Here is a 25,143-nt window from a genome sequence, read left to right as displayed (position 1 = left end):
TAATGAATAAAGACTCTATTAATAATGGTAAAGTCAATCCTGAAAATCAAAAACCACAAAACGGGATTAGCCGTCGGGATTTTTTAAAGGCCGGTACAGCTGGGTTAGGTAGCGCCGGACTTTTATGGTCCATGCCCGGAAGTATGTTTTTTCTGAAAGGTATTCCCGGGATTGAGAATCCTCTGACCCATTATCCAAACAGGGATTGGGAAAAGATCTACCGCAACCAATACAAATTTGACGATTCTTTCACTTTTATCTGTTCTCCCAATTGTACCCACGAATGCCGAATGCGGGGCTTCAAACGCAATGGCGTTATGATTCGGACTGAACAAAATTACGATTCCCATAAAATTAAAGACCTTTACGGCAACCAATGCACCCATGCATGGAATCCACGGGGTTGTTCCAACGGATTCACTTTTCACCGGCGCATTTACGGCAGTTACCGATTAAAATATCCCATGGTGAGAAAAGGCTGGAAGCGATGGGCGGATGATGGCTTTCCATACCTTACGCAGTCGAACCGAGACAAATACAAATTCAATTCCCGCGGGACGGATACTTTGGTGAAAATATCCTGGGATAAAATTGAAAACTACATTGCCAATGGACTCATCAATATATCCACAACTTACAGCGGCGATATTGGGAAAAAGCGATTGCTGGAACAAGGCTATCCTGAAGAAATGCTCACCCATTGGGAAGGCGCCGGGACGCGCACTATAAAGTTGCGGGGTGGTATGGGTTTATTAGGTGTGATAGGGAAATATGGCGCTTACCGCTTCAGCAATACGTTGGCGTTGGTGGATCATCATGTTCGCGGCGTTAGCAAAAAAGATGCAAAAGCCGGCCGCAATTGGTCTAACTATACTTGGCATGGTGATCAGGCACCCGGTTTTCCATTTGTTCATGGATTACAGGCTTCCGATGTGGATATGAATGAAATGCGTTACAGCAAACTGTTGGTTTCGATTGGGAAAAACTTGGTGGAGAATAAACGGGCTGATAACCACTTTGCGGCAGAGATCATGGAACGGGGCGGAAAATTGGTGAATATTTCACCGGAATACGGCGCTTCGTCTTCCAAGGCTGATTATTGGCTCACCGTTCGACCCAATACAGATACTGCTTTATTGCTCGGTATTTCCAAGATTATTATTGATAAAAACTGGCACGATAAGAAATTCCTGAAAGAATTTTCGGACTTCCCCTTATTAATTAGAAAAGATACGCTGAAACGCCTGAAGCCGGAAGATTTTATTCCAGACTATAAAAACCAACTATCCGAAAATGGTCCCAGTTTCAAAATCCACGGCATGAAAAAAGAGCAGTATGAAAAAATTGGTGATTTTACCATTTTTGACAGGACGACCAAATCTGTCCAGCCGCTCACCCGGGAAGATATTGGCGAATTCCTGAAAAAGAAAAAAATTGATCCGGCGCTTGATTGGGATGGAACCATCAAAGATAAGGACGGAAATGAAATTGAAATATGCACCGTTTTCTGGGCGTATAAGCATATTCATTTAAAAGATTATGATCTCGATTCGGTGGTTGAAATCACCCATTCAAATAGGGAATTGATTCAACAATTGGCCAAAGATCTGGCCACAATCAAGCCGGCGGCGATCCATATTGGTGAAGGATTAAATCACTGGTTCCATGCTGTGGAAAATAATCGCGCCTGTTATTTGCCGGTGATTCTCACCGGAAATATTGGCAAGCGGGGTGCCGGGTGCCATACCTGGGCCGGAAATTATAAAGCAGGGATTTTCCAAGGGTCAAAAGAAGTTGGACCCGGATTTAAAGGCTGGGTAGCGGAAGATCCATTTGCACCCAACTTGGATCCAAAAGCCACCGCAAAGGAATTAAATATCAAGGGGTATGCCCGGGGAGAAGAGCCATCGTATTGGAATGTAGGGGATTTCCCTTTATTGGTGGATACGCCCAAATTTGGTAAAAAATCATTCACCGGCGAAACCCACATGCCCACCCCCACCAAAGCGATTTGGCATAACAATGTAAACCTGCTGAACAACGCCAAGTATCATTATGAAATGATAAAAAATACCAATCCCGGGATTGAAATGATCATCAGTCAGGATATTGAAATGACTGCCACCTGCGAGTATGCGGATATTGTGCTGCCGGCCAACAGTTGGGCAGAACAACAGAGTTATGAATTAACTGCATCCTGTTCCAATCCATTTTTGCAAATCTGGAATGGCGGTTTGAAACCAGTTTTCGATTCCAAAGATGATGTGCTCATTTGGGCAAGTGTTGCCGAAAAGTTGGGTAAAATCCTGAAAGATAAACGATTCGAAGAATACTGGAAATTCGTGCTGGAAGGAAAGACGGAAATCTATATTGATCGTCTGTTGGACGGCAGCAACACGACAAAAGGTTACACAACCAATGATATCATGGATGGGAAATACGGCGAGCCCGGTTCTGCGCTCATGTTATTTCGGACTTATCCCCGGATTCCTTTTTATGAGCAGATCAAGGAAAGTACACCTTTTTATACCCCCACTGGAAGACTGCAAGCCTACAACGATGAACCGGAAATTATCGAATATGGTGAAAATTTCATCGTCCATCGGGAAGGTCCTGAAGCAACGCCTTATCTGCCCAATGTAATTGTTTCCAACAATCCCCTAATTCGTCCAGAAGATTATGGTATTCCAGCTGATGCAACTTCGGCGGGAGAACGACAGGCGCGGAATCTGAAACTGCCTTGGCAGAAAGTAAAAAAGACCAAAAACTTTTTATGGGAAGACGGTTTTTCATTTTATTGCTTAACGCCAAAATCTCGCCATACAACCCATTCAAGTTGGGCAGTGACGGATTGGCACTTTATCTGGAGCAATCCCTTTGGCGATCCATATCGAAAGGATAAGCGGCAGCCCGGCGTGGGTGAGCATACAATGTATATGAATTCCGATGCGGCGAAGGATTTGGGTATCGAAGATGGCGATTATGTTTATGTGGATTCGGATCCCCAAAATCGCCCTTATCGCAATTTTGATGTGAAGGATCCATTTTATAAAGTGGCACGGTTAAAAGTCCGTTGCCGTTATAATCCATCTTATCCTTACCATGTGATCATGATAAAACACGGCGCATGGATGGCCACTGAAAAATCTGTTTTGGCTCATGAAACCCGGGCGGATGGGCGTGCTCAATCCATAGATACGGGATATCAGGCCAGTTATCGCTATGGTTCTCACCAATCCTTAACCTATGGCTGGCAGATGCCCATGCAGCAATTGGATAGTCTCTTCCACAAAGCAAAAGCAAAAATGGGATTTTTATTCGGTTACGAAGCGGATAATCACGCCATCAATACCGCGCCAAAAGAAACATTGGTAAAAATCACATTTGCTGAAAAAGGTGGCTTGAAAGGAAAAGGGAAATTGGACATAGTTAAATCTGGTTTCACGCCAGCGAATGAAAATGAATTCATGGAAAATTATATTGCCGGAAATATCACAACCATCGGAGATGATGAATGGTAAAAGACTACGATAAAGAAGATCCTTTCGAAATGAAAGCGATGGAAATCCCCGGTGGAAATATAATTCATCAAGCGAAGGTGATGTCGGAAGAATTTCGAGATATGGGAACAACAAAAGATGAATTATTGACTATGTTTTCCAATCCTTTTTATGGTGGTTTGTTTATGGCTTATAGTCAACTTGGAAAGGAATCCATTGAAAAAATTGTTGGTCAGATTTATGAAAATATTCATGTGATAAATGGGCAGGAGAACTAAATGAATAAAGTCTATAATTGGCAAATAAACCGTGATATGAGTTATCCTTATGAAGGGAAATATCCAGAAAGACAATTTGCCGCCGTTTTTAATATTAATCGCTGTATTGCCTGCCAAACCTGCACCATGGCTTGCAAAAGCACCTGGACATTTTCCAAGGGACAGGAATTGATGTGGTGGAATAATGTTGAAACAAAGCCCTATGGCGGTTATCCCCAATATTGGGATGTGAAATTGCTCAACCTGATGCAAAAGGCTCATGACCGTCAAGACAAAACTATGACTTGGAACGATGAAGGTGAATATGATGGTATGACCATTTTTGAAGCAGCTGAAAAAGAAAAAACGCAAAATGGGCAATCCCGTGTTTTGGGCTATTTACCTGAAGATCATGAATGGACCAAACCCAATATTGGTGAAGATGTTTCGCCGCCCAAATCGACGAAGAAAGATAAAATGGGATATATTACCGATCCTATCAAACTGCCGGAACATAAGAGTTTCTTTTTCTATTTACAGCGAATTTGCAACCATTGCACTTATCCAGCCTGTTTGGCGGCTTGTCCAAGAAAAGCCATTTATAAACGAGATGAAGACGGTGTGGTTCTTATCGATCAGGAACGGTGTCGCGGTTATCGAAAATGTGTGGAAGCATGTCCGTACAAGAAAGCCATGTATAATGGTCAGACAAAAATTTCGGAAAAATGCATTGCTTGTTATCCCAGATTGGAAGGTCAGGATGACCATATTACACCCGATGGTGTTTCGGTAGAAACACGATGTATGGCATCTTGTGTGGGGAAAATCCGAATGCAGGGTTTAGTGAAAATGAATCAAGATGGATTGTGGACAAAAGATGAAGAAAATCCATTATACTGGATGATCCAAAAGGAAAAAGTCGCCCTGCCGCTCTATCCACAATTTGGGACTGAACCGAATATTTTTTACATCCCGCCAAGATGGGCGCCCAGAGCTTATTTGACCCAAATGTTTGGCCCGGGAGTGGAACAAGCTATCGATCGTTACACGGCGCCATCCCGTGAACTCATGGCGATTTTGCAACTTTTCCGTGCCCAACGAGAAGTGATCTATAAATACCAAATTAAAAAAGGTCCCAAGATTTATGAAAAAGAAGTCACACTTTCAGACGGTTCACAAAAGATATTAAATATATACAACGATACGGTGATCGGTTACAATGAACAGGGTAAAGAATGCGTTCGCACCACAGTGGAAGAACCCATGTATGAACGGCCGGGCATTCATTTTAATTCAATTTGATATGGATACATTAACAAAACAAAGCCATCTGTTAGAAATACGTTCAACTCTTTATGGTACTGTGTCTGCACTGTTTTCAGATCCCGAAAGTGAAAAATTTGCCATGTTGTTCACACCCAAAATCCAAGGCTGTGTTCTGGATGCCTGTTTCCAAATAGAAGAGTTGGAGCATAGTGAAGAAACCACCTTGTCAAAATCTTTCCAAATGTTGATGTCAAAATTGGATGAAAAGAAAAAAGAAAATATCAGGAATGAATTTGTGAATGTATTTGGCCATACCCTGTCCAAGCAGATTGCTCCTTATGCATTGGAGCATTTAAAAAATTCCGATGTGTTTTTTCGCACCCAGAAACTGGCTGACTTGAATGGATTTTATAAAGCATTCGGGATGGAAGTGGAGTCCATCGAAAGAGCCGATCATATTTCTACTCAAACCGAGTTTCTTTCTTTCCTATTGCTAAAAGAGTTGTTAGCTCTAACAAATGAATTAGATGAAGAAAAAGAGATTTGCGAAACAGCATTTATTGATTTCAATCAAAATCATTTTTCAGATTGGGCCAAAATGTTTGCTGGAAATCTGGCTGATAAAATTAATGGTGACTTTTACAATTTGAGTGGAAAGTTTTTACACACTTTTATTGATTGTGAAAAAATATCAAAAGCCACGATTAATTAAAAATATGTGAAAGATTAAAAGATGTTTTGGCCCGTATATTCTTTTGATGAATTAAAAACCTTTGTATTTAATGCATTGGAGCATAATGCCAGTTATTATGACCATAATATAATGGGATTACCAGCAACATATCTTGATCCAAAAATGTTTCCTGCGGATGCGGATTTTCTTGAAAATGCACCATTCATTAAATCCTTTATAGAAAACCCAAATCATATTGGACTCCATACCTATGAAAAATCAATTTCATCATTTCAGGGTACACAAAAACTTGAATTAGATTTACTCCGGATATGTGCAGAAGAGATATTTAAAGCAGTACCCAACAACTATGACGGGTATGTTGCTTCTGGCGGCACCGAATGCAATATGCAAGCTGTTTGGATTTACCGTGAATATTATAAAAATGTTTTAGATGCGAAAAATGATGAAATAATTGTATTATTCTCGGAGGATACTCATTATTCTCTTTTTAAAGTTTGTAATATTTTACAATTGAATTTCAAATTACTGAACGTTGATTTCAATAGCAGAGAAATTGATTTTGAAAAACTTGATAATTTATTGAGCGAACTGAAAGCGGATGGTGTTAAATATTTTATCACAGTATTGAATATGGGCACAACCATGTTTGGATCTATTGACGATATTGATTCGATTACTCATTTATATAAATCTCATAACATTCAATTTAAAATACATGTTGATGCTGCATTCGGAGGTTTTATTTACCCATTTACCAATCCCAATAATGTCTTCAATTTTGAGAACCCAAATGTGGATTCAATATCAGTTGATGGGCATAAAATGCTGCAGGCGCCTTATGGTACAGGGATATTCCTTATAAGAAAAGGGTTGATTGATAATGTTTTGACTGAAGAGGCCAGTTATATAGAAGGACTGGACCATACGCTTTGCGGTTCCCGTTCCGGAGCCAATGCAATTGCCACTTGGATGATTTTAAATATGCATGGATCAAAAGGTCTCATGGATCATATGGAACAATTAATAATAAAATCGGACTTTATTTGTAAATCTTTATCTGAATTAGATGTTCAGTTTTTCAGGAATGAATTCATGAATATTGTGACAATTCCTTCGGAAGATATTCCAATGAGAATCTGTGAAAAATATACTTTGGTACCTGATACGCATAAAGGCCAGCCCAAGTGGTGGAAGATTGTTGTCATGGAACACGTAAACTGGCAATTGATAGATAAATTTTTACTTGATGTTGCTCAATGTAATAAAGATAATCTTGGTATGAGTTTAGCTTATGGATAAAAAGTTTTTTACCCAATGATATTTATGTGACAAGATTATGAAAATAATAAAAATTACCATCAAATTAAACAATGCTTAAAGGATTAGATATGTTTAAAGAATTAAACGACGGTCATGTAATAAAAACCATGTTTACAGAACATGAACATATTTTAACTATTTTGGATGAACTGCAAATTTTAAGAGAGCAATTATCATCACAGGATCATTCAAATAATGAAAAACTGTTACCCCAAATAAATCAATTTTCACTTCAATTAATTTCCGCTGAACCCCATCACCAACGGGAAGAAGATGTTCTTTTTCCGGCACTTGAATTATTGGGAATAATTGGTCCGCCACAAGTCATGAGGCAAGAACATGGGCTAATTCGAAATATGAAACATCAATTAAAAAAGGAAACAGTTGAATTTGGAAATAACTGGAAAGAACAGGTCAATTCACTCTCTTATTTAATTATTGAATTGTGCGACACACTTCGACAGCATATTCATAAAGAAAATCACATTTTATATCCCATGGCATTACAGGCAATCACAGAAGATTCCCAATGGGACAAAATGAAAATTAAATGTGATGAAATCGGTTATTGTTGTTTTTGTCCAAATGAATTGCAGGAATTAGTAAATAATTAACCAACAGCATATTTTAGATAAAAAATATTAATGACTAAAACTTCGAGATACTTCATTAAAACATCCTTCCTTTGCTTTGGGCTGGGGTTGGCAACGGGGTTTTGGCAATATGGCCACTTTGTATTTGGTTGGTTGGCACCATCAACACTCATTATGGCTCATACACATATTATTCTAATCGGAGGTGTGATGAATATGATTATTGGTGTAGCTACGTGGTTTTTTCCACGTTCAAAAAAAGGATATAAGTATTACAACCCAAAGTTCATCTGGGCTTTGTATTGGGTATTGGCCACGGCGACCATCGGGCGATTTTTCACAGAGGTCCTTGCCGGATATCAAGTTGACGGTACGCTGTTAGTTATGGCTTTTTGGGCATCAGTTCTACAAATGGTTTCGCTCGGTTTCATCTTTTTACAATTATGGGATAGAGTACGATCGAAGGGAAGCAATATTAGAGAACAATTGGGGGAATCATTTTAAAATTAATTTGATTTAAAGTTTGTAAGGAGTACAGAATGATGAAAAAAATAATAAAAACAATGACAGGGGGAATATGGTTAGTGGATCCACCTAAAGATATTTCTTTGAATGGGTATAGAATCGATAATGTCATCCAATACACAGATTTTGTTATTACGCTTTATTTTGGTATTGTGGTTGTGTCACTCATATTTTTTATTTGGCGTTATAATGCACGTAAACACCCTCATGCAGTTTATGATTTAGGTAATACTAAAAAACACCGTTATTTGACAGTCGCTATGGGTCTTTTAGTATTTTTCTCAATCGATGTGGTGATTGAATCCATGGCATTTAAAGATTTAAAAGAAGCATTCTGGAAATTTCCCAAAGGAGAAGATGTTGTCAGGATAGAAATTATGCCACAACAGTATGCTTGGAATATTCGTTATCCTGGGGATGATGATATTTTTGGTACAAACGATGATATTGTGCCTCCACAAAACATTTTACATATTCCTGTGAATACGCCCATTGTGGTCCAACTGACTACCTACGATGTCATTCATTCGTTTTATCTACCCAATTTCAGGTATAAGCAAGATGCAACACCGGGGATGGTTACGGCCATGTGGTTTCAGGCAAAAGAGACAGGAGATTATGAATTTGCCTGTGCTGAATTATGTGGGAATAGCCATTTTAAAATGAAGGGTTTTCTTACTGTAGAGTCAAAAGATGAATTTGATAATTGGATTGTCGCTCAGGAACCGGAAGTGACTGACGACGACGACGATTGGGGATTTGAGGAAGAGGATGAAGGTGTTCCAACAAAATGGGGATGGCAATGGAAGGAATTAAAATGAGCAGTTCAAAATCGATTATGAGTACCCATATTTTTTCGACCGATCATAAAACGATTGGTAAACAATTTTTATTTCTCGGAATATTTTTTCTACTTTTCGGTGGATTCCAGGCCATGCTTATCCGGTGGCAGTTGGCATACCCGGAGCAGCCGGTTCCATGGTGGCTATTTGGATCTATAGTGAATGGAGAAGCGGGAATGATCACTCCTGATGTTTATAATCAATTATTTACTATGCATGGTACCATTATGATATTCTGGGCAATAACGCCATTATTAATCGGTGCTTTCGGGAATTTTGTGATTCCGCTTCAGATTGGTGCCAAGGATATGGCTTTCCCAACATTGAATATGCTCTCATTTTGGACATTCTTTCTTTCGGGAGTGGTGTTATTGGTTTCATATTTTTTACCGTTGGGTGTAGCTTCGGGTGGTTGGACTTCCTATCCACCCCTGAGTTTACCGGCAGGGGGGATACCTGGTTTGGGTCAGGCTTTCTGGACGTTGTCCATTACACTCATGGGTGTGGCCACAATGATGGGTGCCATTAATTATGTCATTACAGTCATCAGGCTCCGAGCACCGGGAATGACCTATTTTCGCATGCCCCTGTCTGTGTGGGGATTGTGGCTTGCATCCATTTTAAATGTCATTTTTGTCCCGGTCATTGCTGCTGGATTGATTATGTTATTGACTGACCAATTACTGGGAACTCAATTCTTTTTGGCAGGGCGTTTAGCCGCAGGCGGCGGCGGTGATCCTTTATTATTCCAGCATGTATTCTGGATTTTTGGACATCCAGAAGTGTATATCTTGATTTTGCCCGTATGGGGGATTGTATCTGAATTACTCTCGGTTTTTTCAAGGAAACCGGCATTTGGTGCTAAAATTACAGTTATATGTATGAGTACGATCGTGGTCCTAAGTTCAGTCGTTTGGGGGCATCATATGTACACCACGGGGATGAGTCCTTTGTTGGGGAAAACTTTTATGTTTCTAACGCTTCTAATTAGCATTCCATCCTCTATTTTCTTTTTCAACTGGTTAGCAACACTTTGGCGTGGGTCCCTTCATTTTGACCCCCCGATGTTGCATACTATGGCCGTGATTTGGGTATTTGCTATAGGTGGGCTTACAGGACTTTATAATGCGACAGTTACAGCTGATATTTATCTTCACGATACCATGTTTGTTGTGGGTCACTTCCATTACACCATGGCTGCATCTGTATTATTTGGTGGATATGCTGCAATTGCTTACTGGTATCCAAGGATGTTTGGTCGAATGCTGAACCCTCTTCTAAGTAAAATTCATTTCTGGGGAACATTTATATCGATTAATCTAGTCTTCTTTAACATGATGGCTACTGGGTATGCGGGTCAGCACCGTAGATTATATAATCCGGGTGAATTTGAATTCCTAAAGCCATTGGCAGATATCAATATTTTTATAACAATTTCGGCATTTATACTTGGTGCTTTCCAAATCTTGTTTTTATATAATTTTATTCATTCAATGGTAAAAGGAAAAGTGGCAGAAAATAATCCATGGAAATCGAATACATTAGAATGGACAATGGACTATCCCATTGCTCATGGAAATTTTAGCACAGCCCCTCAGGTGGTTAACGGTCCGCATGAGTACAGTAATCCCAATGTGAAAGACGCAGATTGGGTTTGTCAAACTGTCAAAATTGGAAATGAATCATGAGTCCACAAGTACAGTCTGCTGATTCGCTTCGAATAGAATGTGATATGGACACATCTAAAATGGGGGTTCTTGTTTCTTTGGGTGGAATTATAATGCTCTTTGTTACTTTTCTAGCAACATTTTCTGCAATGGTGGCTAAGGAATTGGCAACCATTAACCTAAATGGGGACACAATTATAGTGGCCGGCGTAACCACCCTTCTTTTGATTTTGAGTAGTTTAATGTTTCATTCATCTTATAACCGATGGAATGTGAGAAATGGGACGACAAATTTCAACTATTTGTACGCCAGCGCCTTCTTTGGAATTGTATTCTTATTCGGCCAAATTAAATTATGGCTAATGTTAGTTGGCATAGGATTTACAAGCAATGGTAATGTTCTTGCAGGAATGGTTTATTTGATTGGCGCTGTCCACGCGGTTCATCTAATTGTAGGTTTATCAATTTTATGCTGGTTAGGGTATCAACTTAAAAATAACCGCCAAGTGAAATCCGTTCGATATCAAATGATTGGATGGTTTTGGCATTTCCTCACTGTTTTGTGGTGTATTATCTTCGTGTTTTTTATCATCATATTATGAAAGGAATACAATGGATCAAGCAATACCAATGAATAAATCTTTTTTTGGAAAAGCCACCACCGGAAAATTGGGGATGTGGTTATTTATCGTAATGGATGGATTAACCTTTGGAGCGATTATAATCGGCGGACTCGGCTTAAGAATATCAACAGAAACTTGGCCTATCGCTGGGTCTGTTTTAAACGTACCACTGACCGCTTTTAATACTTTCCTTTTAATTTGCAGCAGTTTTACCATGGTAATGGCATTGAACTCTATTCTTAAAGATGACCAAAATGGGTTAATCAAATATTTAGCTTTTACTATTGCAGGTGGTGTCATGTTTCTTGGTATTCAAGTTTGGGAATATTCCCATTTTATTATGGGTGGTGAACATTTAGGAAATCTCTTAGCGGCAGTCGGGATTCCTGGAGATCAATTTTTGCCAACTACAGGCATTTATGGATCTGTATTTTATGTAACAACCATGTTTCATGGTCTTCATGTTTTATCTGGAGTAATTTATTTATCTGTTATTCTATCAATGGCATTAAAACAAAAGTTTTCTGCTGATAATTATGACCGTGTTGAGATTGCCGGATTGTTTTGGCATTTTATAGATCTCGTTTGGATTCTTGTATTCACAATAATTTACCTCATTTAAAGGAGTGACAATGGAAGATCATAAAAAAACCTATTTATGGAATGCCATCGGACTGGCTATTTTGACAGTGATTGAAGTTTGGGTAATTGGGTTAGGATTGCCGAGAATGGGGCTTATTGCGTTATTACTCTCAATCACTGTTACAAAAATTATGCTGGTTGCATTAGTATATATGCATTTGAGATATGAAACCAAAACATTGCGTCGTCTCATAGCGCTTCCAATTCCACTTGCGTTGTATTTCCTTTGGGGAGTGATGTATGATTTGGCTTATTCCTGGACAATGTAAATCATGAATGTAAAATCATTCGGATTTCTATTATTTTTTGAGAAGGTATTGTCCTGCCCTTATTGCGCAGCTGGTGATACGATAGGAAGTTCAATTTCAGCATATATTCCCTTGTTAGGTATTATTATTAGCCCGTTTATTATATCAGGGTTTTTCATTATGTATGTGAAAAGGCAAAAATAAGTTTATTGAAGGATTGAAATAATTATGGTAAAATACAACACTATGCTTTATTCTAAATCAGCAGAGTACGCGATTCAAGCAATGATTTATCTTGCGGAAACAAAACCCGAGAAACCGGTTATGATTCGAAAAATTGCTGCAGAGTATAATATCCCATACCATTTTTTAGCGAAAATCATGCAAACATTGGTGAAGCAGAGATTAATAAAAGCAGTTCGTGGTAGAACTGGAGGTGTATTACTGGCAAAAGATCCCAAAAAGATTTTCTTGAATGATATCGTTTATGCAATTGATGGACTTCCTCCTGAAAAAGAACAGTGTATTGTTGGTTTGGATCTTTGCACAGATGATGCTCCGTGCCCTCTCCATGATCAGTGGAAACCAATTCGTAGTAAACTTCGAGAATTAATGTCATCTGAGCCACTCGATGTTTTAGCGAAAAATGTAATTAAAAAACGTAAATTAATGAATGGATGATTTAGGGGAAGCCACGAATATATAATAACCGTTTGTAGGAACCAATTTTACTGATTTATATTTGTTATCTCGTTTTTAACGATTTTATTCAACATATCCGAAAAAAGACTAAGCTAAAAGGAATTTTATGAGCGGACATTCAGATACGACTCACGAAGAGTCATTTTGGAGAAAATATATTTTCTCTATAGACCATAAAGTTATCGGTCTGCAATACGGCATTACAGCATTGATTTTTTTGTTTTTTGGATTTTGTCTCATGATGATGATGAGATGGCAGTTGGCATATCCAGAACAACCCATACCTTGGTTCGGGTGGCTTTTTGGTGATAACGGAATTATCCTGCCTGAAATGTATAATTCATTAGGTGCCATGCATGGTACTATCATGATATTTTTAGGTGTTGTCCCACTCGCAGTAGGCGCATTTGGCAACTATTTTGTTCCCCTTCAAATTGGGGCACCGGATATGGCTTTTCCCAAATTAAATATGACAAGTTTTTGGTGTTATTTCGCAGGTGGGGTTGTGATGATGGTTGGTTTCTTTGTCCCCGGTGGTGCAGCAAATTCTGGTTGGACGTCCTACCCGCCATTGGCTGTTATTGCCACCACAGGCCAAACAGTTTGGCTTTTTGGAATGGTTCTACTGATTACATCATCTCTGTTGGGTTCTGTAAATACAATAACAACTATTGTTCAACTGCGGGCCAAAGGCCTTACATGGATGAGATTGCCATTCTTTGTATGGGCCCAGTTTGTAACAGGATTTCTTTTGCTTTTGGCTTTCCCACCTTTAGAAGCAGCCGGCGTACTTCAATTAATGGATCGCCTTTTGGATACAAGCTTTTTTCTACCATCGGGTTTGGTTGTTTCCGGCGAAGTATTGGTTGATCGTGGTGGCGGTAGTCCATTATTATGGCAGCATATGTTTTGGTTTCTTGCCCACCCAGAAGTATATGTACTTATTCTGCCCGCAATGGGAATTGTCGCAGAGGTATTAGCAAATAACACAAGGAAACCACTTTGGGGATATAGATCAATTGTTTATGCTTCAGTCTTTTTAGGATTCATGTCCTTTATTGTTTGGGCGCATCATATGTTCATGACAGGAATGGGTGCTACCATTAGTGCTTTTTTTCAAACCACAACAATGATCATTTCTGTTCCTTCGGTAGTTATTTTAACCGCGATGTTTATTTCTCTTTGGGGGGCATCCATTCGATATAATTCGGCCATGCTTTTCGCATTGGGTTTCCTTCCAATGTTTGGTATTGGTGGGCTAACGGGGTTACCTTTAGGAATTGCAGCTTCGGACATTCATCTTCATGATACTTATTATGTAATTGGTCATTTTCATTATGTTGTTGCACCTGGAACCATCTTTGCGCTATTTGCAGGCGTATATTACTGGTTTCCAAAAATGACTGGTAAACTATTGAATGAAACGTTGGGGAAAATTCACTTTTGGCTTTCAATGCTATTTATTAATGGTATATTTATGCCAATGTTTGTTCAAGGATTGGCTGGAATTTCACGGAGATTGTGGGATGGCGGCGTTACCTACGCACACGCAACCGACACTCTTTGGCTAAATGAAGTAATGTCAGCATCCGCATGGTTATTGGGCTTAGCACAAATCCCGTTTATCTATAATTTAATCAAAAGTATGAAGTCGGGCGAGAAAGCAGAAAGTAATCACTGGGAAGCCACAACTTTGGAATGGACAGATGCACCTTCACCTCCGTTGCCTCATCGAAATTTTGAAGTTATTCCAGAAGTTCATCGTGGACCTTATGAGTATAGTGTCCCGGGGGCTGATAAAGATTTTACCCCACAATCTGAAGCGTAAGAAAGGATTTTAATGGAGATTCCATATAATGTAGAAGAAAGACAAGATACTGGCATGTTTAATGCCAAACTGGGTATTTGGCTTTTTTTGGCCTCGGAAGTCATGTTATTTGGTGGCTTGTTTTCTGCCTATGTTTTTCTGAGAATGGGAGATGTGACTGGCGCATTTATTAGTGGATCTAGCGAATTAAATATCCCATTAGCTACGTTTAACACCTTAGTTTTGATTTCATCCAGTGTAACCATGATCATGTCGTGGGTTTCACTAAAATTGGATGAACAGAAGAAATTCAAAATCTACCTAGGAACCACACTGTTATTAGCAGGAGTGTTTTTAGTTGTAAAGTATTTTGAATATACTGCGAAATTTCATCATGGAATTTTCCCTGAAACATCCACCTTTTTTGCTATTTATTTCACCTTAACTGGACTTCATATGCTTCATATAATTGGAGGGATGATTGTCATTTTCTATTTTTTATTTCCCGGGTCTAAAATGATAAGAACTGAGTCAGAACGATTTACTAATAGAATTGAAATTGTCGGACTATATTGGCATTTTGTTGATTTAGTCTGGATTTTTCTTTTCCCGGTACTTTACTTACTTTAGGAGATAATGATGAGTGGACATAGTACAGAAGACATAAAAAAAAGTGTCAAAATTTATATAGGTGTTTTTGCAGCTTTAGCTGTTTTAACAGTTGTAACCGTTGCGGCATCTTATCTTGATTTAAGTTCGGGAGAATCCTTTTTTCTCGCCATTATCATTGCTACCGTTAAAGGAACGCTTGTAGCAGGGTATTTTATGCATTTGTTTTCTGAAAGAACAACGGTCTTAGCAGTTTTAGGATTGACATTCTTCTTTTTAATTACAATTATGTTTTTGCCTTATATAGCTTTTACAGATCAAGCGGTGATTTAAAGATGCTAAGTTTAAAATCGTTTCACATATTTTTTATTTCTATTTCAATTGTAGTTACCCTAGGATATGGATTTTGGCAACTTCAGAATCTGTCAAATTATGTGAGTTTTTCTACAGTTTTTGGAGTTCTTGGATTAATAAGTGGCTCTGGGCTTATCATTTATCTTCAAAAAATGATTAAGAAATTCAAAACCATTTAATTTGGTTGATATGCTTCGATTAATGATAATAACCGGCCTTTTTTTATTCCCACATATTACATTTGCATGTGCAACCTGTTATGGCGCGTCTGATGACCCCGCGACTATTGGAATGAACTGGGCAATTATGACATTGCTGGGCGTTACTGGAACAATGCTTGGAAGTGTTGCTACTGTTATGATTCGATTGAAAAACAGGGCAAAGAAATTCAAAGCACAAAAGAAAGATATTTAGGAGGGAAAACTTGTGTTAGATCTTTTAAGAAAATATGGATTACCCATAAATGCATCATCTCATGGGGGATCAATAGATGAAGTTATGGTTTTATTTCACTGGCTTATGCTATTTCTGTTTGTAGGGTGGGGGCTCTTCTTTATCTATACCTTAATTCGATTTAGAAAATCAAGAAATCCCAAAGCTGATTATACAGGTGTGCAAAGCCATCTTTCTTCTGGGTTGGAAGTGGCTGTAGCAGTTATTGAATTTGTTATTTTAATTGGATTCGCAATCCCAATTTGGGCAACTCGTGTAAATGATGTTCCTAATAGCGCATCAGGCGCAGAAGAAATAAGAGTAATCGCTCAGCAGTTTGCTTGGAATATCCATTATCCTGGAGAAGATGGAAAATTTGGGAATCGGGATATCACATTAGTTGACGAAGCAGAAAACCCAATTGGGATTGATAGAGAAGATCCCAACGCTGCTGATGATTTTGTGATGGTGAATCAACTTCATATCCCCGTTAATAAACCTATTCGTATTGATCTTTCATCTAAGGACGTGATTCATAGCTTTTTTCTTCCTGAATTCAGAGTAAAACAAGATGCGGTACCGGGAATGAGTATTCCTGTGTGGTTTGAAGCATCGATGACCTCTAAAGAATTTATTGAATCTCTCAATGGAACCACTCGGGACACACTACCTGAAGTTGAAAAAGGTTTCCAAATCGCCTGCGCTCAACTCTGCGGACTTGGTCATTACCGCATGAAAGGATATTTAACGGTTCACGATAAAGCCGGATATCAAGCTTGGCTAGATGAACAAGCAGAATATTTTGAAGAAGAAAGTGACGATGAGGATTGGTAGAATTTTATCTTTTTTTTCTAAACTCTGATGAATCTTAGCCAACCTTGGCTACGCTGGTTTTCTAAACTGGTCATAATTTCAACGCTCGGTCTAATTTTTGCCGGCGCTCTTGTCAAAAGTCATGAAGTTGGCCTTTCTGTCCCCGATTGGCCTACAACCTACGGAAAACATATGTTCACTTTCCCATTTTCTGAAATGGTTGGTGGCATTTTTTATGAACATTTGCATCGGTTAATTGCGACCACCATTGGAATATTGACAATCGTGTTGGTTGTTGGGCTCGGTTTGTCGAATCGCCCGTCTTGGATAAAAAAAATGGGTTACTCTGCTTTAGGTGTAGTTATTCTTCAAGGAATGCTCGGTGGAATTACGGTTCTCTATTTTTTACCGCCGATAATTTCGATATTCCACGGAATGCTCGCGCAGGGATTTTTAATAATGACCATCATCATTGGATATTCACTTTCCAAAGAAGGAGAAAATAGAGAATCAAACAACGGTGAAGAAAATAAGCAATTGATTCGTCCAGCATTTATTCTTTTGATTGCAGTAGTGGTACAATTATTTCTCGGAGCGCTCATGCGACACACCGGCTCAGGTTTGGCGATTCCAGATTTCCCAACCATCGGAGGAGGGTGGCTCCCAATATTTAATGATTATTTTTTAGGTCATATCAACGATATTATGTACGAAAACGATATGGAATCAGTTTCCATAATTCAGATTTGGATTCATTATATTCACCGATTAGGTGCGTTGGCAGTTACCTTAATAACGGTGTATTTTGTAACTAAGGTTTTTAAAGGTAATATATCTAATGTTAAACCCAGTGGAATTAGACTTTTGATATTATTGATTATCCAAATTACGTTAGGTGCAACTTCCATTTGGACCTTCAGGGATCCAATCATCACAAGTTTGCACGTTGTTACCGGTGCTGGATTTTTAGCAATGGTTTCCCTAACCATTCTCAGAGTTATTCCGATTAAATTATCATGAAGAAACACCCTCAACCGGCAAAAAATAAAATAGGAGCGTATCTTGAACTGTCCAAACTGCGTATTCTGACAATGGTTCTGGTTTCGACGATAATTGGATTTGTGATGGGTTCGACGACTGATTTGGATTGGATACGATTGTTATGGACTTTAATTGGTACCGGATTAACCGCCGCAGGTGCCGGAGCGTTAAATCATTATCTTGAACGCAATTATGATATGTTAATGGATCGAACGAAAAACCGTCCAATTCCTTCTGGAATTCTTACTCCGGGTGAGGCATTAATGTTTGGCATTATTTTGGTTCTTGTTGGAAGTGCGGGTTTGGTAATTAAAATTAATGTACTTACCGGATTTATTTCTCTTCTAACAGCTTTTTTGTACATTCTGGTTTATACTCCTATGAAGAGGATAACGTGGCTTAATACATCGATCGGCTCCATTCCCGGCGCAATCCCTCCGTTAGGAGGTTGGGCAGCAACAACCGGATCATTGGATTTAGGCGCTTGGATTTTATTCGGGATTTTATACTTATGGCAGCATCCACATTTTTATGCAATTGCCTGGATGTGTCGTGATGATTATAAAAAAGCAGGTTTTAAAATGCTTCCAGTGATTGAACCAAACGGAAGTAGAACCATTCGTCAAGTTTTTTGGCATTTATTATTATTAATTCCAATTTCTTTCCTTCCATACATCATCGGGATGATGGGAGGTGTTTATGCAATCGGAGTTCTATGCCTTGCATTCGGATTTTTAGCATCTGCCATTCCCCTTGGAAGGTCTTTATCGGATGAAGCGGCGCTGTTGCTATTGAAAGCATCCGTGTATTATTTGCCGGCACTTCTTTTGCTGATGATAATTGATAGGGCTCTGTTATTATGACACACGGATTCAAAAATTATACATTTATCATTTTTGGGATAATTATTTTCCTTGCAGGCGGATGCGATTTCATTTCTAAATCAAAGCCTCTCCCAATTTTAGGTACAATCCCCAACTTTTCATTAACGAATTCAAATGGAGTGCAAATCGGATTAGATGAATTAAGAGGAAAAGTTTGGGTCGCTGATTTTATTTTTACCACGTGTGCAGGTCCCTGCCCGGTGATGAGTATGCACATGTCAAGACTTCATGACGAATTCAAAGACGATGAAAGAATTCGGATGGTATCAATTACGGTTAATCCGGATTATGATACTCCGGAAGTATTGACAAATTATGCGAAACAGTATAAAGCTCGGACAGATCTATGGTATTTTTTAACCGGATCCTATGAAGCGATTCAATCTCTCGTCGCAAACGGGTTTAAAATGGGAGATACAGAGGATATTGTTTTCCACAGTACTCGCTTTGCCTTGGTGGATCAGGAGTCTCGGATTCGTGGTTATTATACAGGAACAGAAACGGATGAAATGGAAAAATTGATAAAAGATATTGTTCGCTTAGTCCAATAATTTTCAGAATGAATAAAGTAAAAACTGATTCATTTTGGAATCGCATTATATATATTGTTTCAACTATTATTGTTTTTGCTATAGCGTTTCTATTCCTCGGACCTAGGCCGGATGGAATGAAAGGAATGCTGGATGTTTCCGGGCTCCCTTTAGTGAATGCGACATTAAATTTTGCAACATCCGTATTATTAGCGAACGGTTGGATAATGATAAAAAAAGGGAAACGGGAAATACATAAAAAAATAATGCTAACCGCATTTGCCTTTTCCTTCGCTTTTCTTGTGACATATGTGATTTACCATTGGTTTAAAATCGGACCAAAGATGTACGACGGCGGTTGGAGTGAAGTATATTATTTTATCCTGATTACACACATTATTATGGCTACGGTCATTGTTCCTTTGGCACTTTTTACCTTATATCGCGGTTGGACATCTCAGCTTCCGAAACATAAAAAAATTGCAAAAATAACCCTTCCGATATGGTTGTATGTTTCTGTGACGGGCGTGCTGATTTACGGAATGCTTTATTTGTAAAATGGATTTTCTTCCTAAAGAAATCGAGCAATATTGCCTTGAGCATTCAGAAAATGAATCGGACTTTTTCAAAAGACTTACAAAAGATACTTACGATAAAGAAGATGTCCCAAGAATGCTGTCAGGTCCGATGGTTGGAAACCTATTGCAATTATTGGTACGGTTGCTAAATCCAAAGCTGGCACTTGATATCGGGACTTTTACCGGATATTCCGCACTCAAAATGGCTGAGGTAATCCAGGATGACGGAATTGTCAAAACCTATGATACTAATGAAAGAGAATTGGCGAAAAAATATATCGCAGAGGCACCATTTGGGAATCGAGTAGAATTAAAGATTGGTGCTGCTTTGGAATCTCTAGCCGAATTATCGGATTCAGTAGATTTGGTCTTTATTGATGCGGATAAAATCAACTACGGAAATTATTATAATTGTTCTATGGAATTGCTTAGGCAAGGCGGAGTGATTGTATTGGACAATATGCTCTGGAATGGAGATGTGCTTAATCCAATGGACAAAGATTCAAGGGCGTTAAATGCCATGAATTTATTTATTCGGGCAGATGAAAGAGTGACGAATCAACTGCTACCCATACGTGATGGTCTTATGATTGCGCAAAAATTATAGTATACGTTAAGGCGACATTTTTTCTTTTATTGGAAGAACAAGACCGCCAAAACGATTATCAATTTTAAAGCCGATTTTGTAAAAGAGATCAGAATGAATAAAGTTAACTGTCAAATGGGAATAAGATCTGCTATGGAGTCGAAAAACGAGTTCGTTGATTAGAGGAATACTGAGACCTTTATTTCGAAATGCAGATGCTATTACAACTTTTTCTAAATGAGCAATATTTTTTCTGGTTTCTCGCCAAATTATACCACCTACTAAATCATCATCTTCTGTAAATAAGAGCATAAATTCATGTTCTTGTTTAATTGAAATAAAAAAATCAGCCTTTTCCAATAGAGAATTAAATTGTGCAATATCCTTTGGGCGTGAAGGTGGCCGAACTGTGTATTGCAACCCATCCTTATCATGAATTAAATAAATAAGATCAAGATGCCCAGATGACTCTCCTTCGTGCGCCACTAGTTCGGCAAAATCTGCAGAACCAACATGCTCGTAAATCAAACGTGTAAGAAAAAATTTGTCATCATTATTTGCCAAACTTGTTTTATGAATAATCTGAAGTTTGTCGGTTAATTCAGTTTCAGAAATGATCCCTTTCCTTGTCTCGAGAACCATTTGCTCAAGCTGAATACGAAGTTGTTCGTGGCTATCTTTAAAGCAAGTCATCAAAAAGAATTGTAGTCGGATACTTGGATCAATTTGCAATAAATGAGCTAGACGATAATCTTGATAAAGATCGAAAATGATTTCACTTTTTGCATCTACAGTTGCGTTCGGATTCAACTGACTCCATCGCTCATATCTTATGGTGGCAAATACCAGTTTTTTCGGGAGGATTCCATCTGATTCAACTTCCGAAATGAAACTGGAAATAGTTTCTTGAGAAAGTCCATAATCTACATCGTCTTTCATCTCATCACGTGCAGATCGAAGCATAACAAGACCTTGTCTAATCCCAAAGACTTCCAAGACAACGGTAAGGATAACTTCCCATCCTGACATCATGCTTAATTCTTTATACCTAGCTTCGGTCCTAGAAATGAAACTATTGGCAAATCGCTGAATAAGTATAAGAAGCGATTGTGTTTCTCTTAGAAAAAATATAGAAGTGATATATCCACCATCTGAGAAATCATGTTCCGGAATACAAAATTGAGATGGATCAGGATCTGATAATCCTTTTTGGCAACCGGTTCTTTTCCATAATTCCAAAGATAACTGAGCGCTAGTCCAAATGTAATGAAACCAACGCATTTGCCATCGATCAATCGCCAATCCTGATTCAATATCCTCGCGGTGTCGGTTAAGTAAATCTTCTACAGATGAATGTATTGAAAAAGCTTCAGTATAAAGATTAAATTTAGGATAATGCCCAAATAGTAAATTGCTACATGCATCAGTGTTAAATGTTGGTCCTGCTAATGTCAATATTTTCACCTGATTATTGACATTTTGCTCCTCAGTTGAATTATAACTATTTAGAATGAGGTTAAATGATGCATCGTTTTTTGGTCTAACTAGTAGTCTGAATGCACGACCCAATGATTCTGAATGGTAAGCACTAATCCAAATACCATCAATCGGAATATTATTTAACGTGATAATTTCTCTACCAGCTAAAACGAGAGCTTCATTTAGCAATGGAGTATTTTCAATTGCATTTATTATGTGAATTTGAAGGGCCTCATCAATACTCGGGTCAAAGGAAATAACATCTTTCCAATCAGGCAAATCAATTATTTTTTCCCGATAGGGTTTAGTTGAATCATGTATAAGGTTTGTCCTAAAGTTACTTTCTAATTTTTGAAATGCTTTATCAGCATTTTTCTGAATCCCCACCGGAAAAAAAGGTTGGTTCCAACTGGAAAATTCAGTTCTTAAGGGTAGAAAATATTTAGGTTTGTCCTTGGCAAAGTCCACCATCCAAATGAATACTTTTTTGATAAGTTCTGTAGAAAATCCTGTGCAGGAATCCGGTTGAATTTTGTATTCATTTAATTGATTTAAGAAAGATTTAATATGGTCATTAACCAGTTTGCCCGAATCAAAAGAGACAGCGTTTAAATCTTCTAAGTTATATGCGTGTTCTAGACTGTCGCGTATTATTTTGGCAAATACATCCGCTTTCAATAAGGAAACCGCAAGATTCAACATGGCAGATCGGCATTTTATTTTTGGATGCGTATTTAGTCGCAATAGGATGGATGGAATAATGTGATTCCATATACTTCCGGGTTGCTGGGTCATAGACTCAAATTTTGCAACGGCCGAAATAATTTTCGTAGACGAATTGCTCCGAAGTACAATAGCTTGGTTGTGGAGGAATTTAAGAAAATCTTCAGTTTTTCCATCCTCATCAGGGAAAGGAACTGCTTCATGGCGAGTATTTTTCAAAAGAGGAACATGCGAAGCGTAAAGGTCAATTTCAGATGATGGATTAAATTCACTAAGGCGAAAGGGGATGTCTCTTAAAAAATTTACAAATTCAATATTGCCGAGCCAAAGTTCGGGCGACCTCAAATACATTTCTAGATCAAACGTTGGCTTGGGTAGAATGTAAACAAAATCGCCTACCTGAAACCCTTTTTCGCAAGATAGTAAAGTAAGTACGGGTTTTCCCTTTATAGTTAGTTTTTTACCGTTCCATTCAACATTTGAGGACAAAATTCCTTTTTCTCTTATAATCCAATTTGGGATTCTCAATTCAATTTCATCTTTAATGAAACTGACGCTCGAACGTTTATACATTGGTTCTATAACTGAGGAAAAATTCTTAATAATAGCTTTCCGTTTAACCGTCCCTTTTTTGGTGAGTTCTCCATGTTCAGAACTGAACGCCCGTGGTATTAAAGCAAAGTTGACAAGTCGCTCATGAGGTGGTAGAAAACTGTTTACAGAATTGACGATGGTGGAAAAATGGTTCTGTATTTCTTTAGTATCGGCAGTCGATTTTAATTCGGTAAATGTCTGATCCGGATAAATCAATATACAATTGTATTCCATTCCGTCACCAATTAGGAAAACAGAATGGATAGAATCAAAATCCTTAAACAGATTTTCTATTTTTTGTGGCGCGATTGTTTGCCCCCGACTATTTTTATAAATTTCTTTTTTCCTGTCAACTATCGTAAAATGTTTGTTCGTTTCTTTAAAAATATCTCCTGTATGAAACCAGGATGAATCTCGTTGAATTACTTTTTGTTGTTCACCCAAATATCCCGGTGATACATAGGCACCTCGAATTAGCAGTTCCCCATCTTCTGCAATCAATAGTTCAATGCCGGGTAGGGATTTACCAACAGAATCCGGTTTGTAATCTGCTGGTGGTGTCATTGTAATTCCGCCTGTTGCCTCAGTCATCCCGTATCCGCTCATAAGGCTGACATTGTTTTTTTGGAAAAACTTGAATACTGCCGGTTCAAGATATCCGGCGGCTGACAATCCCCATTTTAAGCGTCCACCTGTGATTGTATCCGGAGATCCTCCGTCGCATAATTCATAAATCTGATTCCATCGTTTTGGTACGCTGATAAACACGGTTGGCCGGATAATTTTAAAATCTGAAAGAAGACTTTGAAATTGGGGAGATCTGGCAAAAGTGTAGGTTGCTCCTAAGAAAATACTTCCGAGCATTTCAAGATATCGCCCAAATGTGTGATAAAGTGGTAGGAATGAAAGGAAAATATCATCCGGTCCGATCCCCGGTAAGGCCAAAGCTCTTGCGAATCGTTTTGAAATTATATTTAATGGGGTAAAAACAATTCCTTTGGGATGAGCGGTAGTTCCTGACGTGTACATGATGGTAGCGATGCCGTTGATATCTAATTGATCCCGACGGTCTAACAAATCTGACTGTTGAATGTCTGCCCCATTCGCAAGGAAGGCGTCCCAGCCAATTTGGGAAGCTGTTGTTAGATCTTTTGTACGAAGCTGAATAGTTCGAATATCTGAAGTAGGATTCACGGCAGCAGCAAGGAGTCCGGCTGCCCGCTGTCCCCCAGAAAAAATGTGCGTTATACCGCTATGTTCAATGATATATTTTAAATCTTCTGAAGTGGAATTCAGCGGAAGAGGAACAACGTTAAATCCAAATGAAAGACAGGCGAGATCCACAAGAGTTCCTTTGAAAGTGTTGGGTGTTAAAATTCCAATAGTGGGCTCTTTGCCTTTTGTTAATGCAAAAATTCCCTGCCCTGTTCGACGTATGTATTTCAAAAGTTGTTTAAACGAAATTTTTACTATTTCATCGGGTTGAATGATTTGAAATACGGTTTTATCGCCGTAGCGTTTTGCTCTGTCTTCAATCACATGACCTATGTGGTATCCTGAGAGTTCCATCAGCCGAACGAGTTCCTTTAGCCATGGGTCAATACAATCATTCTCAGAAATGCAATGTTGGAAATAAGGATGGGCAGCTACATCTAAAAATGCATGAATAGATTGATGGTTGGCTACATCTTCGTTTATGGATTGGGCTATTTCCAAAAGTTCAGACGCAGATATTTCACCTAATTCAACCTTTTCAAGGAATCTAGGAGTGGATTCGGGGGTTAACTTCACGAGCGGAATTTAGAATAATTAATTCCACAGTATGAAATTT

25 protein-coding genes are annotated in these 25,143 nt (G+C 38.5%); 24 read left to right on the top strand and 1 reads right to left on the bottom strand.

The genetic code is table 11. From position 1 onward, the window contains the following. Positions 1–2: 2 nt before the first annotated feature. From HOD97_02015 to HOD97_01900, 24 genes are all read left to right on the top strand, one after another. Positions 3–3,521, top strand: coding sequence for a molybdopterin-dependent oxidoreductase (locus tag HOD97_02015; protein ID MBT4280387.1), 3,519 nt, complete (start codon positions 3–5; stop codon positions 3,519–3,521). Next, a complete protein-coding gene (locus HOD97_02010; protein MBT4280386.1) occupies positions 3,515–3,778 on the top strand; it encodes a hypothetical protein in 264 nt (87 codons plus the stop codon). The genes HOD97_02015 and HOD97_02010 overlap by 7 nt, the downstream gene beginning before the upstream one ends. Further along, positions 3,779–5,059: a 4Fe-4S dicluster domain-containing protein gene (locus tag HOD97_02005; protein ID MBT4280385.1), complete on the top strand. Its 1,281-nt coding sequence runs from the start codon at positions 3,779–3,781 to the stop codon at positions 5,057–5,059. Next, on the top strand, positions 5,025–5,735 hold the full coding sequence (locus HOD97_02000; protein MBT4280384.1) for a hypothetical protein: 711 nt from the start codon (positions 5,025–5,027) through the stop codon (positions 5,733–5,735). The genes HOD97_02005 and HOD97_02000 overlap by 35 nt, the downstream gene beginning before the upstream one ends. Positions 5,736–5,756: 21 nt before the next feature. Beyond that, positions 5,757–7,019, top strand: a complete 1,263-nt coding sequence (locus HOD97_01995; GenBank protein MBT4280383.1) for an aminotransferase class V-fold PLP-dependent enzyme — start codon at positions 5,757–5,759, stop codon at positions 7,017–7,019. Between the two features lie 71 nt (positions 7,020–7,090). Then, a complete protein-coding gene (locus HOD97_01990; GenBank protein ID MBT4280382.1) occupies positions 7,091–7,654 on the top strand; it encodes a hemerythrin domain-containing protein in 564 nt (187 codons plus the stop codon). Between the two features lie 30 nt (positions 7,655–7,684). Beyond that, positions 7,685–8,137: a hypothetical protein gene (locus HOD97_01985; GenBank protein ID MBT4280381.1), complete on the top strand. Its 453-nt coding sequence runs from the start codon at positions 7,685–7,687 to the stop codon at positions 8,135–8,137. 35 nt (positions 8,138–8,172) lie between these two features. Further along, entirely contained in the window at positions 8,173–8,979 is an 807-nt protein-coding gene (locus tag HOD97_01980; GenBank protein MBT4280380.1) for a hypothetical protein, read from the top strand. Beyond that, complete coding sequence (locus HOD97_01975) at positions 8,955–10,688, top strand: cytochrome-c oxidase (protein MBT4280379.1); 1,734 nt, start codon at positions 8,955–8,957, stop codon at positions 10,686–10,688. The genes HOD97_01980 and HOD97_01975 overlap by 25 nt, the downstream gene beginning before the upstream one ends. Then, positions 10,685–11,269: a hypothetical protein gene (locus HOD97_01970; protein MBT4280378.1), complete on the top strand. Its 585-nt coding sequence runs from the start codon at positions 10,685–10,687 to the stop codon at positions 11,267–11,269. The genes HOD97_01975 and HOD97_01970 overlap by 4 nt, the downstream gene beginning before the upstream one ends. 10 nt (positions 11,270–11,279) lie before the next feature. Further along, positions 11,280–11,912, top strand: a complete 633-nt coding sequence (locus HOD97_01965) for a heme-copper oxidase subunit III (protein ID MBT4280377.1) — start codon at positions 11,280–11,282, stop codon at positions 11,910–11,912. Between the two features lie 10 nt (positions 11,913–11,922). Beyond that, positions 11,923–12,201 (top strand): cytochrome C oxidase subunit IV family protein, encoded by a 279-nt coding sequence (locus HOD97_01960; protein MBT4280376.1) that lies wholly within the window; start codon positions 11,923–11,925, stop codon positions 12,199–12,201. Positions 12,202–12,408: 207 nt separating this feature from the next. Beyond that, complete coding sequence (locus HOD97_01955) at positions 12,409–12,861, top strand: Rrf2 family transcriptional regulator (protein MBT4280375.1); 453 nt, start codon at positions 12,409–12,411, stop codon at positions 12,859–12,861. 127 nt (positions 12,862–12,988) lie between these two features. Beyond that, positions 12,989–14,710, top strand: coding sequence for a cytochrome C oxidase subunit I (locus HOD97_01950; protein MBT4280374.1), 1,722 nt, complete (start codon positions 12,989–12,991; stop codon positions 14,708–14,710). Positions 14,711–14,722: 12 nt separating this feature from the next. Further along, on the top strand, positions 14,723–15,319 hold the full coding sequence (locus HOD97_01945) for a heme-copper oxidase subunit III (protein MBT4280373.1): 597 nt from the start codon (positions 14,723–14,725) through the stop codon (positions 15,317–15,319). A 6-nt stretch (positions 15,320–15,325) separates the two neighbouring features. After that, complete coding sequence (locus HOD97_01940; GenBank protein ID MBT4280372.1) at positions 15,326–15,631, top strand: hypothetical protein; 306 nt, start codon at positions 15,326–15,328, stop codon at positions 15,629–15,631. 2 nt (positions 15,632–15,633) lie between these two features. Continuing rightward, a complete protein-coding gene (locus tag HOD97_01935; protein MBT4280371.1) occupies positions 15,634–15,831 on the top strand; it encodes a hypothetical protein in 198 nt (65 codons plus the stop codon). A 22-nt stretch (positions 15,832–15,853) separates the two neighbouring features. Further along, positions 15,854–16,066 carry a hypothetical protein gene (locus HOD97_01930; protein MBT4280370.1) on the top strand — a complete coding sequence of 71 codons (213 nt, stop codon included), beginning with the start codon at positions 15,854–15,856 and terminating at the stop codon, positions 16,064–16,066. A 12-nt stretch (positions 16,067–16,078) separates the two neighbouring features. Next, a complete protein-coding gene (locus tag HOD97_01925) occupies positions 16,079–16,918 on the top strand; it encodes a cytochrome c oxidase subunit II (protein MBT4280369.1) in 840 nt (279 codons plus the stop codon). 27 nt (positions 16,919–16,945) lie between these two features. Further along, positions 16,946–17,917 (top strand): cytochrome oxidase biogenesis protein CtaA, encoded by a 972-nt coding sequence (locus HOD97_01920; GenBank protein MBT4280368.1) that lies wholly within the window; start codon positions 16,946–16,948, stop codon positions 17,915–17,917. Further along, positions 17,914–18,801: a protoheme IX farnesyltransferase gene (gene cyoE / locus HOD97_01915; protein MBT4280367.1), complete on the top strand. Its 888-nt coding sequence runs from the start codon at positions 17,914–17,916 to the stop codon at positions 18,799–18,801. The genes HOD97_01920 and cyoE overlap by 4 nt, the downstream gene beginning before the upstream one ends. After that, a complete protein-coding gene (locus HOD97_01910) occupies positions 18,798–19,373 on the top strand; it encodes an SCO family protein (protein MBT4280366.1) in 576 nt (191 codons plus the stop codon). The genes cyoE and HOD97_01910 overlap by 4 nt, the downstream gene beginning before the upstream one ends. A gap of 8 nt (positions 19,374–19,381) precedes the next feature. Next, the gene (locus HOD97_01905) at positions 19,382–19,909 is read left to right on the top strand and encodes a DUF420 domain-containing protein (protein ID MBT4280365.1); all 528 of its coding nucleotides are present in this window, start codon (positions 19,382–19,384) and stop codon (positions 19,907–19,909) included. A gap of 1 nt (position 19,910) precedes the next feature. Continuing rightward, on the top strand, positions 19,911–20,537 hold the full coding sequence (locus HOD97_01900) for a methyltransferase (protein MBT4280364.1): 627 nt from the start codon (positions 19,911–19,913) through the stop codon (positions 20,535–20,537). A 6-nt stretch (positions 20,538–20,543) separates the two neighbouring features. Here HOD97_01900 and HOD97_01895 read toward each other — a convergent pair whose 3' ends face one another. Beyond that, the gene (locus tag HOD97_01895) at positions 20,544–25,103 is read right to left on the bottom strand and encodes a GNAT family N-acetyltransferase (GenBank protein ID MBT4280363.1); all 4,560 of its coding nucleotides are present in this window, start codon (positions 25,101–25,103) and stop codon (positions 20,544–20,546) included. Between the last annotated feature and the right edge of the window lie 40 nt (positions 25,104–25,143).

This window comes from Candidatus Neomarinimicrobiota bacterium (assembly GCA_018651745.1).
Taxonomy (GTDB): domain Bacteria; phylum Fidelibacterota; class Marinisomatia; order Marinisomatales; family TCS55; genus JAAZYX01.
This window is presented reverse-complemented; position numbering and strand designations above follow the sequence as displayed.

Coding starts and splice junctions, on each gene's coding strand:
- HOD97_02015 (MBT4280387.1), top strand. CDS start 3: ATGAATAAAGACTCTATTAATAATGGTAAAGTCAATCCTGAAAATCAA.
- HOD97_02010 (MBT4280386.1), top strand. CDS start 3,515: ATGGTAAAAGACTACGATAAAGAAGATCCTTTCGAAATGAAAGCGATG.
- HOD97_02005 (MBT4280385.1), top strand. CDS start 3,779: ATGAATAAAGTCTATAATTGGCAAATAAACCGTGATATGAGTTATCCT.
- HOD97_02000 (MBT4280384.1), top strand. CDS start 5,025: ATGAACGGCCGGGCATTCATTTTAATTCAATTTGATATGGATACATTA.
- HOD97_01995 (MBT4280383.1), top strand. CDS start 5,757: ATGTTTTGGCCCGTATATTCTTTTGATGAATTAAAAACCTTTGTATTT.
- HOD97_01990 (MBT4280382.1), top strand. CDS start 7,091: ATGCTTAAAGGATTAGATATGTTTAAAGAATTAAACGACGGTCATGTA.
- HOD97_01985 (MBT4280381.1), top strand. CDS start 7,685: ATGACTAAAACTTCGAGATACTTCATTAAAACATCCTTCCTTTGCTTT.
- HOD97_01980 (MBT4280380.1), top strand. CDS start 8,173: ATGATGAAAAAAATAATAAAAACAATGACAGGGGGAATATGGTTAGTG.
- HOD97_01975 (MBT4280379.1), top strand. CDS start 8,955: ATGGCAATGGAAGGAATTAAAATGAGCAGTTCAAAATCGATTATGAGT.
- HOD97_01970 (MBT4280378.1), top strand. CDS start 10,685: ATGAGTCCACAAGTACAGTCTGCTGATTCGCTTCGAATAGAATGTGAT.
- HOD97_01965 (MBT4280377.1), top strand. CDS start 11,280: ATGGATCAAGCAATACCAATGAATAAATCTTTTTTTGGAAAAGCCACC.
- HOD97_01960 (MBT4280376.1), top strand. CDS start 11,923: ATGGAAGATCATAAAAAAACCTATTTATGGAATGCCATCGGACTGGCT.
- HOD97_01955 (MBT4280375.1), top strand. CDS start 12,409: ATGGTAAAATACAACACTATGCTTTATTCTAAATCAGCAGAGTACGCG.
- HOD97_01950 (MBT4280374.1), top strand. CDS start 12,989: ATGAGCGGACATTCAGATACGACTCACGAAGAGTCATTTTGGAGAAAA.
- HOD97_01945 (MBT4280373.1), top strand. CDS start 14,723: ATGGAGATTCCATATAATGTAGAAGAAAGACAAGATACTGGCATGTTT.
- HOD97_01940 (MBT4280372.1), top strand. CDS start 15,326: ATGATGAGTGGACATAGTACAGAAGACATAAAAAAAAGTGTCAAAATT.
- HOD97_01935 (MBT4280371.1), top strand. CDS start 15,634: ATGCTAAGTTTAAAATCGTTTCACATATTTTTTATTTCTATTTCAATT.
- HOD97_01930 (MBT4280370.1), top strand. CDS start 15,854: ATGATAATAACCGGCCTTTTTTTATTCCCACATATTACATTTGCATGT.
- HOD97_01920 (MBT4280368.1), top strand. CDS start 16,946: ATGAATCTTAGCCAACCTTGGCTACGCTGGTTTTCTAAACTGGTCATA.
- cyoE (MBT4280367.1), top strand. CDS start 17,914: ATGAAGAAACACCCTCAACCGGCAAAAAATAAAATAGGAGCGTATCTT.
- HOD97_01910 (MBT4280366.1), top strand. CDS start 18,798: ATGACACACGGATTCAAAAATTATACATTTATCATTTTTGGGATAATT.
- HOD97_01905 (MBT4280365.1), top strand. CDS start 19,382: ATGAATAAAGTAAAAACTGATTCATTTTGGAATCGCATTATATATATT.
- HOD97_01900 (MBT4280364.1), top strand. CDS start 19,911: ATGGATTTTCTTCCTAAAGAAATCGAGCAATATTGCCTTGAGCATTCA.